Annotated in this window: 16 protein-coding genes; 14 read left to right on the top strand and 2 right to left on the bottom strand. The window is 41.1% G+C overall.

Annotated features, from left to right (window positions below; translation table 11 throughout):
- The 9 genes from NYR63_RS02370 to NYR63_RS02410 all read left to right on the top strand — a co-directional run bounded on the left by NYR63_RS02370 (position 1) and on the right by NYR63_RS02410 (position 5,391).
- Positions 1 to 381 (top strand): hypothetical protein, encoded by a 381-nt coding sequence (locus NYR63_RS02370; protein WP_279458009.1) that lies wholly within the window; start codon positions 1 to 3, stop codon positions 379 to 381.
- A gap of 15 nt (positions 382 to 396) precedes the next feature.
- A complete protein-coding gene (locus NYR63_RS02375) occupies positions 397 to 672 on the top strand; it encodes a hypothetical protein (RefSeq protein ID WP_279458010.1) in 276 nt (91 codons plus the stop codon).
- Complete coding sequence (locus NYR63_RS02380; RefSeq protein ID WP_279458011.1) at positions 669 to 1,358, top strand: Rha family transcriptional regulator; 690 nt, start codon at positions 669 to 671, stop codon at positions 1,356 to 1,358. The genes NYR63_RS02375 and NYR63_RS02380 overlap by 4 nt, the downstream gene beginning before the upstream one ends.
- The gene (locus tag NYR63_RS02385; RefSeq protein WP_005612738.1) at positions 1,358 to 1,798 is read left to right on the top strand and encodes a terminase small subunit; all 441 of its coding nucleotides are present in this window, start codon (positions 1,358 to 1,360) and stop codon (positions 1,796 to 1,798) included. The genes NYR63_RS02380 and NYR63_RS02385 overlap by 1 nt, the downstream gene beginning before the upstream one ends.
- A 61-nt stretch (positions 1,799 to 1,859) precedes the next feature.
- Entirely contained in the window at positions 1,860 to 2,495 is a 636-nt protein-coding gene (locus NYR63_RS02390; protein WP_279458012.1) for an ash family protein, read from the top strand.
- Positions 2,488 to 2,829 carry a hypothetical protein gene (locus NYR63_RS02395; protein ID WP_279458013.1) on the top strand — a complete coding sequence of 114 codons (342 nt, stop codon included), beginning with the start codon at positions 2,488 to 2,490 and terminating at the stop codon, positions 2,827 to 2,829. Before NYR63_RS02390 ends, NYR63_RS02395 begins: the two co-directional genes overlap by 8 nt.
- Positions 2,822 to 3,025 carry a hypothetical protein gene (locus NYR63_RS02400; RefSeq protein WP_014991325.1) on the top strand — a complete coding sequence of 68 codons (204 nt, stop codon included), beginning with the start codon at positions 2,822 to 2,824 and terminating at the stop codon, positions 3,023 to 3,025. Before NYR63_RS02395 ends, NYR63_RS02400 begins: the two co-directional genes overlap by 8 nt.
- The gene (locus NYR63_RS02405) at positions 3,018 to 3,242 is read left to right on the top strand and encodes a hypothetical protein (RefSeq protein ID WP_014991326.1); all 225 of its coding nucleotides are present in this window, start codon (positions 3,018 to 3,020) and stop codon (positions 3,240 to 3,242) included. The genes NYR63_RS02400 and NYR63_RS02405 overlap by 8 nt, the downstream gene beginning before the upstream one ends.
- On the top strand, positions 3,220 to 5,391 hold the full coding sequence (locus NYR63_RS02410) for a DUF927 domain-containing protein (protein WP_279458014.1): 2,172 nt from the start codon (positions 3,220 to 3,222) through the stop codon (positions 5,389 to 5,391). Before NYR63_RS02405 ends, NYR63_RS02410 begins: the two co-directional genes overlap by 23 nt.
- A gap of 1,582 nt (positions 5,392 to 6,973) precedes the next feature.
- Here the strand turns inward: NYR63_RS02410 and NYR63_RS02415 are convergent.
- Positions 6,974 to 7,204: a YceK/YidQ family lipoprotein gene (locus NYR63_RS02415; RefSeq protein ID WP_279458015.1), complete on the bottom strand. Its 231-nt coding sequence runs from the start codon at positions 7,202 to 7,204 to the stop codon at positions 6,974 to 6,976.
- A gap of 113 nt (positions 7,205 to 7,317) precedes the next feature.
- On the opposite strand from NYR63_RS02415, the gene leuB reads away from it, so the two are divergent.
- Entirely contained in the window at positions 7,318 to 8,400 is a 1,083-nt protein-coding gene (gene leuB / locus NYR63_RS02420) for a 3-isopropylmalate dehydrogenase (protein ID WP_279458016.1), read from the top strand.
- 122 nt (positions 8,401 to 8,522) lie between these two features.
- Here the strand turns inward: leuB and msrB are convergent, their stop codons facing one another.
- Complete coding sequence (msrB, locus tag NYR63_RS02425) at positions 8,523 to 8,918, bottom strand: peptide-methionine (R)-S-oxide reductase MsrB (protein ID WP_279458017.1); 396 nt, start codon at positions 8,916 to 8,918, stop codon at positions 8,523 to 8,525.
- A 222-nt stretch (positions 8,919 to 9,140) separates the two neighbouring features.
- On the opposite strand from msrB, the gene gap reads away from it, so the two are divergent.
- The 4 genes from gap to mreD all read left to right on the top strand — a co-directional run bounded on the left by gap (position 9,141) and on the right by mreD (position 13,045).
- A complete protein-coding gene (gene gap, locus NYR63_RS02430) occupies positions 9,141 to 10,145 on the top strand; it encodes a type I glyceraldehyde-3-phosphate dehydrogenase (protein ID WP_279458018.1) in 1,005 nt (334 codons plus the stop codon).
- Positions 10,146 to 10,338: 193 nt separating this feature from the next.
- On the top strand, positions 10,339 to 11,391 hold the full coding sequence (locus NYR63_RS02435; protein ID WP_279458019.1) for a rod shape-determining protein: 1,053 nt from the start codon (positions 10,339 to 10,341) through the stop codon (positions 11,389 to 11,391).
- 116 nt (positions 11,392 to 11,507) lie between these two features.
- Positions 11,508 to 12,557 (top strand): rod shape-determining protein MreC, encoded by a 1,050-nt coding sequence (gene mreC / locus NYR63_RS02440; RefSeq protein ID WP_279458020.1) that lies wholly within the window; start codon positions 11,508 to 11,510, stop codon positions 12,555 to 12,557.
- Complete coding sequence (gene mreD, locus NYR63_RS02445; protein ID WP_279458021.1) at positions 12,557 to 13,045, top strand: rod shape-determining protein MreD; 489 nt, start codon at positions 12,557 to 12,559, stop codon at positions 13,043 to 13,045. The genes mreC and mreD overlap by 1 nt, the downstream gene beginning before the upstream one ends.
- Positions 13,046 to 13,048 lie beyond the last annotated feature (3 nt).

Here is a 13,048-nt window from a genome sequence, read left to right on the forward strand (position 1 = left end):
ATGAGTGCCAATATTACACGTAAAGAAAAGTTAGGAAGCTATTTATTAGCAAGCCGTAACGGTTTTTCTGAACTGGACGGAATGAGGGAATTAGGCATCACCAGCGGTCGAAACGAGATCAACGCACTAGAAGCGATTACACAGACTGAATTTATTCGTATTCAAGAACATAACCAAAACGGAGGTACGCATTTTCGCTATTTCTTAGCGGATAAAACACAAGCGGAGAGATTAATCACTTTCCTAAATGGAAAAGCGGTAAGTCGTAACGCCGCGATTCCCTATCCGCCAACGGTGGCGGAATCCGTACTTAATCAGTTAGCAACGCCAACGGAAGCGCAATTACAGCACAAAGTACGTAAACCGGTGAAAGGAGTGTAACAGGAGTGATTCAGTATGAAGTGTGAAATAGCCAAGATGAATACGCTATTAATTCAGCACGCATTTGATTACTACGCTGCCGGCAATAAGAACATATTCACGTTTAAGAGCCTGTATAACGATGAAGAACCCTACCCGCTTGAGGAGCTTATCACTTGCCTTGCTACGCATATTCAGATTTTAGAAGCGGAACAGCAAGAAAAACACACCGAGAGCCGGCAGACTTCAATATGGCTATATGCGAAAAGAATTAAGCAATTGGAACTGATTAGAAAGGGAAAAGTGAGATGAAAGGATTAAATGAGCAATTACCGATTGAAGCGGTATTTCCTAAAGTGTTTCGTAAAGAAACCGTTGCAATGACAAACACCCTCAAAGTAGCGGAATATTTCGGAAAACAGCATAAAAATATTTTGCAACGTCTTGAAAATTTAGAGTGTTCAGAAGAATTTAACCGGCTGAATTTTAAGCCCGTTAAGTACACCGACCAAAAGGGAGAAAGCCGGAAGATGTTCTTAATGACCCAAGACGGCTTTACGCTTTTAGTTATGGGATTTACCGGTAAAAAAGCAATGCAATTCAAAGAATCCTACATTGCAGAATTTAACCGAATGAAAAAGCAACTTGATAGCAAAGACCGCTTAAGAGATACGCAACACTTACTTAATGAGGCGATTGATTTCAAACAGCAGACTTCTGAAAAAGAAGATCCGCACGCTTACAGCCGTGAGAATACTCTCGTTTATTGTGTGGCGTTGGGTATGAGTAAAAAGAAATGGTTATCACAGAATGGCTATCCGGCAGATGTTGAAATCCGCCAATTTCTCACACCGGAACAACTTGATTTAATCCATTTACTGGTTACGGAAAACGCCACAATGATTAAGTTAGGTTTGGAGTACACAGTACGTAAAAATCATTTACAAGCAAGTGCGCTGCATTACTGGCGCAAACTAGCGGCAAATAAGGAAAAATAATGACAACAAATGACAACAACCTAACACCCAAACAAGAAGCCTTTGCGCTGAAATATGTTGAATTAGGTAACGCAAGCGAAGCATACCGCCAAGCCTACAATACTGATGAAATGAAGTCGGAAACCGTCCACCGAAAAGCTAATGAGCTGATGAGTAACGGCAAGATCACGGCAAGGATTGACGAGCTAAAGGCAGAACATCAAGCACGGCACAAGCTGACCGTTGATGACTTGCTAATTGATCTAGACGAAGCGAGAAACATAGCAAAAGAGAACGGCAATGCTAATGCAATGATTTCCGCCACAATGGCAAAAGCGAAGTTATTGGGGCTTGATAAGCCAACGCTAGAAGTAGCGGTAAATGGTACGTTAGATAATATCCCGACAGTTATCGAACTTGTTGCACCTAACTTTGATAACTCGAATTCTTGGAGTCCATAAAAACGCCCTCAAAGCGACACTAAGAGGGCGAGAACAAAAATTTAAAAAAGGTATTTAACCAATGAATATTTTACAGTACATCACAACAAATAGCGACACAATCAACAATAATCAGCAAGGTTATTTAGATATGGTTCATTCCGCACTATTGGCGGAATTTGCAAAAAATGAAGAAAATTCGACCGCTTGTAAAAAGAATTACTTTACAAGTTTAGCGAATAAGGTTTATGCTATTCTCGCTTTCGCAAAATCGGAAGCCGAGCGTGGAAACTCGAATAATTTACTTGTGGCGAACACTAGCACGCCCTTCAATGACCGTGCTTTTTTTGTTCGTGGACTAAACACACCTAAAGAAAATAACCAATCCAAAAATGGATTTGTTACATTTCTCTCAATGGTAGCGTTTAGTGGGCAACGTTTAATCGTTGGCTGTGTTCCACAAGTCGCAGTTTTCCACCCCGCTAAACGCTATCGCCAAGCCGTGGAAAGCAAAGCGATAGACTCTAAAAATTTACTTGTGGAGCTATCAGCCATGATCTACCTATTCAAAGCCGTAAGCCGTTTAGACTTACGTAACACTTCAAAACCGATTTCATCATTCCCTTGCTATACCGTGCGTATTAAAGCCAATAGCTTAGAACAAGCTAAAGCTAAGGTCTGCCCTTTCTTTGCCGTTAAGGAGGTGGTTTATGCGTAACACAAATAAATTGATTGAAGATATTCGTGAGCAAACCGACAACCTCGATATGCTCCTTACCTATGCGAATAGTTTATCAAGTGCGATTAGCGTCGATCATTCTGAGTGCCTAAGCGCAGATGGCGAAGGCGGATTTACTTATAGCGACGATATTGCAGACGGCTTACTTGCGCTTAATGATTACCTTATTGAGCAGATTAAACAGGTACACCGCCAACGTGATCAACAGATTTATGAATTAATCCAAGCTCACCAAGCACAGACAGAAGCCTTGAATACCTACAAATTAGTGGAATCTGAACGCAAAGCGGTAGAGGTAGCGAAAGATGAGTAACCAACAAGCACAATTTAACGAAGGAATGGCTAAATGTTGGCAAGCGGCGACCCTATTAGATGCTATGTCAAAATCACGTCTTCAAGATATGGATGGTGTAAGTATTAGTATAGCAATCGAAGGAATTCACGGCATTCTTATATCTGCCTTATCTGAAATGGAAAATTTAAACTTTAAGGGAGGCGAGAATGAGTAATCTAGAAACCCTCCATTCAATCAAGCAGCCGTTAGATATGGCGAAGATATTCCTTGAGATTGCTTTAACCGGCAACGGTGCGGTACGACGTGAAAACGGTACGCTGATGAGCAGAGATGAAATACTGGCGGAAGCCTTCCAATACTTAGATGAAGCGCACACTTACTTACAGGAAGTGATCGAAGAGGTGGAGTATGAACAAAATCCGCTTTTATGATGACCAGTTAGCAAAAGCGAACGCTTTCAACGATTGGATTATTCTCGCCGGTCAAGACGCACACAAAGCCTATTACCGATGGAATAGTACGATGAGCCGTTCAGAAGCCGGCAAGGGAGAAAGATGGGCATTAATTCGTGATAGCTTCAGGCTAGGCAATGATATGATTCCGTGCTTGTTGGATAGCAAAGATTTGAGCCAATTAGACCGCTTGTTACTTGCGCCGGCAGCACAACGATTCATTAAAATATTCCAAGTGGGAGAACTCCCCACTTTGGCAAAAGATAAAGACGATTTCCGAACACGGGTATTGATGAACCTTGCGGAGCATTGCCCGAACCTTACCGCCATAGAATGGCTGGATGAAGGCTTTAATACGGAAAACCTAACCAGCGAATATCAGCGCATTAAGAACGGACAGCACGCTACCGCAGAGCTTTTAGAGCAACGCACACTTAACCCCGAAGATGATACCGCCCCACGTGTAGAAATGCGTAAGCGTGGCGGATTAAAAGGCTTGTACTACATAACTACTCGTATTGTGGACGGTGAGAAAGTCGAAAGCGAAAAATGGTTATCCGATTTTGTCGAGGTCATCGGGCTAGGCAAAGGAGAAAGTGAACATTTCATTATTTTGCAAAAAGAGAAGCAAGAACGACCGCTTGTTATGCCGCTAAAAGATATTGGCGAGCGTGATGGCTGGCAGTATTTGAAACGTAATGATGTAACGGTAACGACTAAGCAAGCATTGCGGGCGGAATTAGCCGATTATTTGCAATTTAAAAGCCGAACCGCCAAGCAGTATTACATTACCGACAAAACCGGCTGGAATGACGATTTAACTGCTTTTACCTTGCCAAACGGGGAAACCCTAGGGCAACCGCAAACCCCGACTATTTTCCGCAATTTAACGCAGAATATCGAAGGATATAGAGTAAGCGGAACAACAGCGGACTGGGTGGAGAATATCGGGCGTTATTGCGTAGGTAATCCGTCGATGATGTTATCGGTTGGCGTGGCATTAAGTGCGCCATTGTTGAAACCCTTAGAAGCGGACGGCTACGGCGTACACCTCTACGAAGATTCAACATTCGGCAAAACAACCGCTTTAAATATTGCCGCTTCAATTTACGGACACCCAAGAGAAACCCGTACAGCATGGAACGCTACACCGTTAGCCTTACAGAACGAAGCCTTTAGTCGTAACGGGCTATTTATGCCGTTAGATGAAATCAGCGAAGCCAGTCCGAAAGCCGTCGCACAGACCGCTTACAGCTTGTTTAACGGACAAGGGAAGTTACAAGGTGCGAAAGAAGGTGGGAATCGCAAGTCGATTAAATGGCTAGTAGCGAATCTCTCCACCGGTGAGGAAGGTTTAGAGAGCTACCTCAAGCAACAAGGGATAAAGGTCAATGCCGGTCAATTAGTCCGCTTGCTCAATATCCCGATGAAACGAGCGACAGAGTTTCACGGCTTGGCGGACGGTAAAACGCACGCTGACACGCTAAACACTAACGTAATGAAGTTTTATGGTGCGGTGGGCGTAGATTGGCTTACTTATCTAGTCCAAGCGGAAAAAAGCGCATTAAGAGCGTTATACGACAAAGTAAAACAATCTCGATTAAAGAGCTTGCCGGATAATTCAGAACCTCAAATTAAGCGAGTAATGGCGGATAGATTCGCCCTCATTGAAACCGCCCTATTATTGGCTAAGGATATCTTACAATGGACGGGACAAGATATATCAAACGCTATCACGGCTAACTTCAATGAATGGGTAAATGCTTATGGCTGGCATTCGAAAAAGCATACCCAAATCATTGAACAGGTGAACGGTTGGCTACTGGTAAATGCTGATACTCGTTTTGAAGAGTTTCCACCGGACGGCACACAGAAGCCTATCAGCAATAAAGCCGGTTATCGACTGGTAGAAGATGACCGTTATTTTGTCTTCAAGAGCGTATTTGAAGATGAAGCCTTACAAGGGCAGACGAAAGAGGTTGCGCTTCCGGTATTAGTTAAAGCGGGCATTCTTCATAAGGGAGAGGGCAACGGCTACGCATATCTTCAACGAATGCCGCGCAAGATCAACCCAAAGAGAACACGGGCGTATCTTGTCGAGATTCTCAACGAAGACAGCGAAGTATAGCCATGCTATAAAACTACATTCAGACCGCCACTATTGGCGGTTTTTTTGTTATCTTTTGTTATGCCTTGTGCTTATAAAATGTACTTTTTATACAGCCTGTATAAATTTATTCTCTCCTTTCTATTAGGATGCATATTTTTAATAGTCCCATAGTCCCAAACACCCTTTTTAAGGTATGAAGTCATTATATATCAATAAGTTAGATGTAAAATTATTGGACTATCATGGGACTAAAATCGACATTTTGGGACTAAAATACCCCCTTTTGGGACTAAATGCTTAAGCTAAAAAAATGAAAACACTCAAAAGTATTTAGTCCAAAAACCACCTAAAATAGTCCCAAACGTGAAAAAATAGTCCCAAAAATTTCATGTAACCCATTGAATATAAAAAGAAAAGTTAGTTTTGGGACTAATGGGACTATTGGACTACGAATTTTTCCTTATATAATAGAGAGGGTGGAAAGTGTGAAAATCTTATACAGTGGTTTTGGGGTGAAAATTAATTTTATCTTGCTATATCGAACAGTGAGCAACAGAAACCGCCCCTTGAGCTCAATTTTTACAACCGCAAAATTAAACGAGTTTAGGGAACAATACGCGCGCGCGTACTGCTGACAAAATTCTTATATTTCGTATAAATTGACCGATAAAAGAACCTTATACCCAACACCGCCAACATTTAACCAGCCCAATTACGTTCTACGGGTGGGTGTAAGCCGTTGGCTGATACGTAAGGAACGCCTACTGTATGGGGGAAATCCCCACACAGCACACCGACACAGGCAAACATTAATAAGTGTGGTCATATCACCACAATTAAGCCGTTGCGATGAATCCTAGCTAAAGAACACTAAGAACCTTATCCGAATATAGATAGGGCTTTTTATTACCGGCGAATTATGGCTATTACGACCACGGTTCGTAGTCGTGTACATAAGTACACCACAGCAACAACCCTAGAGAGGTATGCCCACTTTTGGACACACCCAGTAAAGTATGGGGATTTCCCCCACACAGAAAAAACTAGGTTCTTCCCAGGGGGAGGGGTATTCGAATGGGGTACTGCAGATGCGTTTAGGTTCTCTTTTTGCAGAATTTTTGAAAGTTTCGGGTTAAATGCTGGGGTAAGGTAAGAAAAATGGCAAAAAAAACAATTTCCCCACATCATTACATCCTTTGATGTATGGCGAGAATCCCTAAAACAGTCAAACATTGACCGAAACGGTAAAACACCATTTACCGAAACAGTAAGTTCTATCACGCCGGTGCAATGAATCCCTATTATTTCGGGAACTCCCTACTTTTTCGGGATTCATTCCGCCAACCATTCTTACGATATGAATTATTGTATGTAAAATATACTAATTTATAGATGACTTTTTGATTTAGTTATACGTTTAGTTATACGGAATGACTTTGATTTTTCTTAGAGTGTTGTATTGCAATGCTTCGTGTAGGTTGGTTCAAACTCGGTAGGGGGCCAACTTAACTTTTCTAGTCTTTCGTTTTCGTCCACTTCTTACTTTCAAGTCTTGATTTTTCTTGTATAGCTTTGTAACTACAAAGCTGGTTATATTTCTTTATTGACTTAATGTGACCGGTAGCATTAACGTATCAAGCACAAAACTGAGCGGTAAATCAACCACAGCAGGAATACTTAAAATTCCTCCGTCTTGAATGACATTGAAGTCTTTAGCTACACCGGCATAAACGGAATAATCTCCTTCGGTTAGGCTGATAATCGTACCGCAAGCGGTTAAAGTTTGGAGCAAGACTGCTAATGTGAGAATTTTTAATAATGGTGTATTCATATTATCTCTCCGATCATATTATATTCTAGAGCAAATTACGTAATTTCCCACCCAATAGTTAAAATTTTAAGGTAGAATATTTAAATCTTTACATAACAATAAGAGGATATTATATGCAAACTCACAACATTGCGGTTTTAGCTGGGGACGGTATCGGCCCTGAAATTATGGCTCAGGCGATCAAAGTGCTTGAAGCGACACAGCAAAAATTCGGTTTTAAATTAAATTTTAATCATTTTAATATCGGCGGTGCGGCAATTGATACGCAAGGTAAAGCATTGCCGGAAAATACCTTAAAAGGTTGTGAAGAAGCCGATGCGATTCTGTTTGGTTCTGTGGGCGGACCTAAATGGGTAAATTTGCCGCCGGATGAACAACCGGAGCGTGGTTCATTACTTCCGTTACGTAAACATTTCAAATTATTCTGTAACTTACGTCCCGCCACTTTATATAAAGGTTTAGAAAAATTCTGTCCGTTGCGAGCGGATATTGCGGCAAAAGGCTTCGATATGGTTGTAGTACGTGAATTAACCGGCGGCATTTATTTCGGTCAGCCGAAAGGACGTGAGGGCGAAGGTTCGCAGACTAAGGCGTTTGATACCGAAGTGTACTATAAATATGAGATTGAGCGTATTGCGCGCGTTGCTTTTGAATCTGCAATGAAACGTAATAAGAAAGTAACGTCTATTGATAAGGCAAACGTATTGCAAAGTTCAATTTTATGGCGTGAAACGGTAAGCGAAATTGCAAAAGACTATCCGGAAGTAACGTTAGAACATATGTATATTGATAATGCTACAATGCAACTCATTAAAACACCGGAAAGTTTTGATATCTTATTATGTTCGAATATCTTCGGCGATATTATTTCGGATGAAGCGGCAATGATTACCGGTTCAATGGGCATGTTGCCGTCTGCAAGTTTAAATGAAAACGGTTTCGGTTTATATGAACCGGCGGGCGGTTCGGCACCGGATATCGCAGGTAAAAATATTGCGAATCCAATTGCACAAATTTTATCGGCTGCAATGATGTTACGCTATAGTTTTAATTTAAATGAGGCTGCGGATGCGATTGAGGCGGCGATTCAAAAAGCGTTAGCGGACGGCTATCGCACAGGTGATTTGGCGGATGAAAATACGCCGGTTTCTACCAGTGAAATGGGCGATATTATTACGAGAAATATTTTAGCTTAAATAGTGGATTGTTTTGCATAAACAAGCGGTCAAAATTTGAAAGATTTTTGCAAATCTTTTTCAAATTTTGACCGCTTTTATTATGTTTAATTTATTAAATGATATTTAATTTATAAAATTAATTAACCATCAATTTCTTCGCCTGTTTCATCCCATTTGAAATTGAGTGCGATGGAATTTAGGCAGAAGCGTAAACCTGTCGGCGGAGGTCCGTCATTAAATACGTGACCCATATGCGCATCGCAGTTACCGCAACGGATTTCGGTACGGTGACGACCTAAACTATAATCGTCTAAATAGCGTAGTGCATCGTCCGAAACCGCTTCATAGAAACTTGGCCAACCGCAGCCGGCATCAAATTTAGTATCGGAACGGAATAATGCGTTGTGGCAACGTGCACAACGATAAGTCCCGATACGTTCTTCATGCAGGAATTTACCGGTAAACGGCATTTCGGTTCCGTGGTTAATCAGAATCTCAACTTGTTCTTCGGTTAGTTCGTCAATATCTTTAATCATCTTCACTCCTAAAATAGAAATTTCTCTCCAATTCTACCGTTTTTTTACCACTTTAGCGTTACAAATTTTGAAATTTTGACATAGATCACAAAAAATTTATCTGTTATATTGGATTGCGTTCTTTTAGTTGAAAGGCATATTAGAGTATGTGCTATAATCCCTGTACTTTCAGAGTATGGAAGAACGAATTTTGTTTAACTTTAAATATAGGTGAAAAAATCTATGGCTATTAAAATTGGTATTAACGGCTTCGGTCGTATCGGTCGTATCGTATTCCGTGCAGCTCAACTTCGCGATGATATCGAAGTGGTAGGTATTAACGACTTAATCGACGTTGATTACATGGCTTACATGTTAAAATACGATTCAACTCACGGTCGTTTCAATGGTACAGTTGAAGTTAAAGACGGTCAATTAGTAGTTAATGGCAAAGCGATCCGCGTAACTGCTGAACGTGATCCGGCTAACTTAAAATGGGATGAAATCGGTGTTGATATCGCAGTTGAAGCGACAGGTTTATTCTTAGATGACGCAACAGCACGTAAACACATTACGGCAGGTGCGAAAAAAGTTGTTTTAACAGGCCCGTCTAAAGATGCAACACCTATGTTTGTAAACGGTGTAAACTTCGATGCGTATGCAGGTCAAGATATCGTGTCTAACGCATCTTGTACAACTAACTGCTTAGCACCTTTAGCGAAAGTAATCCACAACAAATTCGGTATCAAAGAAGGTTTAATGACTACAGTTCACGCAACAACTGCGACACAAAAAACTGTAGACGGTCCGTCTGCGAAAGACTGGCGTGGTGGTCGTGGTGCTTCACAAAACATCATTCCTTCATCAACAGGTGCGGCGAAAGCTGTAGGTAAAGTATTACCTGCATTAAACGGTAAATTAACAGGTATGGCTTTCCGTGTTCCGACAACAAACGTTTCTGTTGTTGATTTAACGGTGAACTTAGAAAAACCGGCTACATACGAAGAAATCTGTGCGGAAGTTAAACGTGCTTCACAAGAAGAAATGAAAGGCGTGTTAGGTTATACTGAAGATGCGGTAGTATCAACAGACTTTAACGGTGCGGTTGAAACTTCGGTATTCGATGCTAAAGCAGGTATCGCATTAACAGATACTTTCGTAAAATTAGTATCTTGGTACGATAACGAAACAGGTTATTCAAACAAAGTATTAGACTTAGTTGCTCACGTTTATAACTACAAAGGCTAATTAATTAGTTTCTGATTTGAAACGCCGCTCCAAAAGAGTGGCGTTTTTGGTTTAAATGCAAGTAATTTTCTTTTACCTAAATTATTCATTGAAGTTTAGTAGGCTTTTTTGTTATATTTACACATAATTTTTTGCTCCATTGTGAGCATTCTTTTTTATTATTGCAACTCCCAAATTCAATGGATTCCTCTATATGTTTAAAAAATTTCTAGGATTGTTTTCTAACGATCTTTCTATCGATCTTGGCACGGCAAACACATTGGTTTATGTGAAAGGTCAAGGTATTGTTTTAGATGAACCGTCAGTCGTTGCCGTACGTCAAGACCGTATCGGTTCTTTAAAAAGTATTGCGGCGGTAGGTTCGGATGCTAAATTAATGCTTGGTCGTACGCCAAAAAGTATTACGGCGATTCGTCCGATGAAAGACGGTGTAATCGCTGATTTCTTTGTTACGGAAAAAATGTTACAGCACTTCATTAAACAGGTGCACAGTAATAATTTTATGCGTCCTAGCCCACGCGTATTGGTGTGTGTGCCGGCAGGTGCAACGCAAGTGGAACGTCGTGCGATTAAAGAATCTGCAATCGGTGCCGGTGCTCGTGAAGTGTATTTAATTGAAGAGCCGATGGCGGCGGCAATTGGGGCGGGATTACCGGTACATGAAGCGACAGGTTCGATGGTTATTGATATTGGTGGCGGTACGACGGAGGTTGCGGTACTTTCATTAAACGGTATCGTTTATTCGACCTCTGTACGCATTGGCGGTGATAAATTAGACGAAGCAATTGTTGCTTATGTCCGCCGTCATTTCGGTTCTGCAATCGGTGAAGCGACAGCAGAGCGTATTAAAAAAGAAATTGCGATGGCAATTATTCGTGATGAAGACGAAGTTCGTAAAATGGAAGTACACGGTCATAATCTTGCCGAAGGCGCACCCCGTACTTTTGAACTGAATTCAACACATGTATTGGAAGCTATTGAGCAGCCGTTAAACGGAATTGTAGAAGCGGTAAAATCAGTATTAGAACAATGTCCGCCTGAACTTGCGGCAGATATTTTTGAGCGTGGTATGGTATTAACCGGTGGCGGTGCATTACTAAGAAATATCGATGTATTGCTTTCCGAAGCAACGGGCGTAACGGTAATCGTGGCAGAAGATCCTTTAACCTGTGTTGCTCGCGGTGGTGGTAAGGCTCTTGATATGATTGATATGCACGGCGGCGATATCTTTAGTAGCGATGAATAAGCCGACTATTTATTGATATGAGTATTTGCGATGGATAATGGCAGTAAAATGTCCATTATCCATTGTTTATTATCAATCTCCATCTCTCACTCATTTACTTCTCAAAATAGTGAACAATGAAACCAATTTTTGCTAAAGCCCCATCATTAGGCGTACGCCTATTTCTTGCTATCGTTATTTCTATCGTGCTGATTGCTTTTGACGGTAGAAGTAGTGCGATTATTCAATTCCGTAATATGTTGGAAACCGCAATAAGCGGTTTATACTATTTTGCCAATACGCCGCGTTCCGTATTAGATGGAGTAAGTAATAACTTTATTGATAACAATAAGTTACAAATGGAGAACCATGTATTAAAAGAGCAATTACGCGAAAAGAATGCGGATCTTTTATTGTTGGATCAACTTAAAGTAGAAAACCAGCGATTACGCTTATTACTTAGCTCACCGTTACGTCAAGACGAATATAAAAAGATCGGTGAGGTTTTAACCGCTGAGATGGATGCTTATCGTCAGCAAGTGATTATTAATCGAGGAAAAAGTGACGGGGCTTTTGTCGGTCAGCCGATCATTGATGAAAGAGGAGTGGTCGGGCAAGTTATTTCTGTTGGTGAGAAAAGCAGCCGAGTACTGTTAATTACGGATGTAACCCATGCGGTACCTATCCAGGTATTACGCAATGATGTACGTGGTATTGCAAACGGTACGGGACACAATGACGAGCTTTTTATTGATAATTTACCTCGTTCGGTCGATGTGGTGAAAGGTGATGTACTCGTGACTTCCGGTTTAGGCGGCAGGTTCCCTGAGGGATATCCGGTAGCTATTGTTGAAGCCGTAACCAATGATACGCAAAGCCAGTTTGCTCGAATTGTGGCACGCCCTCTCGCTTCTTTTGAGCGTTTAAGATATTTGCTTTTATTATGGCCTACCGGCGAGGAATTACGTAAAGCACAAAGTTTATCACCGCAGCAAGTACGAGATGTAGTGGAAGAAAGACGGAATAGTTTAAATCCGTTAGAGCGTTTAAATGAGAAAAAGAAAGAAGAAGTAAAAGAAGAAACTAAAGAAGAGTTGTTAGACGGTCCGGATGACGTGATAAATCCGGCGAGTCAATTTGAAGCAGATGATGAAGAAAATCATCATACAGAGCAAGGAGCGGAGTAATGCGAACGAATCCATTATTTCAGATTTTAGTATTACTTTTAATTTTTATTATCGCTTTTGTGTTGGAAATTATGCCTTGGCCGGTCGGATTACAAGGATTACGCCCAACTTGGGTCGTACTTGTTCTTATCTATTGGGCATTGGCATTACCAAATAAAATCAGCGTCGGAACGGCATTCTTAGCGGGTATTGTTTGGGATCTGGCGCTAGGTTCTATTTTAGGGATCCATGCACTAGTGCTATCCGTTGCAATTTATTTTGTGGCGAAGCATCACCTCATTTTACGTAATTTATCGCTTTGGTTACAGGCGATCTTGGTAATGCTTTATGTAATACTTATTCGTTTTATGATTTTCTTCGTGGAATTGGTATTACATAGTGCCGAGTTTAATACGCAAGAAATTTTAGGTGCAATTATCAGCGGTATTTTATGGCCGTGGATCTTTTTACTTATGCGCCAAATTCGTCGTCAGCTCAGATTACGTTAATGG

It is taken from the genome of Actinobacillus genomosp. 1, from assembly GCF_029774175.1.
Lineage (GTDB): Bacteria > Pseudomonadota > Gammaproteobacteria > Enterobacterales > Pasteurellaceae > Actinobacillus.

What these genes read in the sequence shown, in the direction of transcription:
- NYR63_RS02370 (WP_279458009.1), top strand. Translation starts at nt 1, where the DNA reads ATGAGTGCCAATATTACACGTAAAGAAAAGTTAGGAAGCTATTTATTA.
- NYR63_RS02375 (WP_279458010.1), top strand. Translation starts at nt 397, where the DNA reads ATGAAGTGTGAAATAGCCAAGATGAATACGCTATTAATTCAGCACGCA.
- NYR63_RS02380 (WP_279458011.1), top strand. Translation starts at nt 669, where the DNA reads ATGAAAGGATTAAATGAGCAATTACCGATTGAAGCGGTATTTCCTAAA.
- NYR63_RS02385 (WP_005612738.1), top strand. Translation starts at nt 1,358, where the DNA reads ATGACAACAAATGACAACAACCTAACACCCAAACAAGAAGCCTTTGCG.
- NYR63_RS02390 (WP_279458012.1), top strand. Translation starts at nt 1,860, where the DNA reads ATGAATATTTTACAGTACATCACAACAAATAGCGACACAATCAACAAT.
- NYR63_RS02395 (WP_279458013.1), top strand. Translation starts at nt 2,488, where the DNA reads ATGCGTAACACAAATAAATTGATTGAAGATATTCGTGAGCAAACCGAC.
- NYR63_RS02400 (WP_014991325.1), top strand. Translation starts at nt 2,822, where the DNA reads ATGAGTAACCAACAAGCACAATTTAACGAAGGAATGGCTAAATGTTGG.
- NYR63_RS02405 (WP_014991326.1), top strand. Translation starts at nt 3,018, where the DNA reads ATGAGTAATCTAGAAACCCTCCATTCAATCAAGCAGCCGTTAGATATG.
- NYR63_RS02410 (WP_279458014.1), top strand. Translation starts at nt 3,220, where the DNA reads ATGAACAAAATCCGCTTTTATGATGACCAGTTAGCAAAAGCGAACGCT.
- NYR63_RS02415 (WP_279458015.1), bottom strand. Translation starts at nt 7,204, where the DNA reads ATGAATACACCATTATTAAAAATTCTCACATTAGCAGTCTTGCTCCAA.
- leuB (WP_279458016.1), top strand. Translation starts at nt 7,318, where the DNA reads ATGCAAACTCACAACATTGCGGTTTTAGCTGGGGACGGTATCGGCCCT.
- msrB (WP_279458017.1), bottom strand. Translation starts at nt 8,918, where the DNA reads ATGATTAAAGATATTGACGAACTAACCGAAGAACAAGTTGAGATTCTG.
- gap (WP_279458018.1), top strand. Translation starts at nt 9,141, where the DNA reads ATGGCTATTAAAATTGGTATTAACGGCTTCGGTCGTATCGGTCGTATC.
- NYR63_RS02435 (WP_279458019.1), top strand. Translation starts at nt 10,339, where the DNA reads ATGTTTAAAAAATTTCTAGGATTGTTTTCTAACGATCTTTCTATCGAT.
- mreC (WP_279458020.1), top strand. Translation starts at nt 11,508, where the DNA reads ATGAAACCAATTTTTGCTAAAGCCCCATCATTAGGCGTACGCCTATTT.
- mreD (WP_279458021.1), top strand. Translation starts at nt 12,557, where the DNA reads ATGCGAACGAATCCATTATTTCAGATTTTAGTATTACTTTTAATTTTT.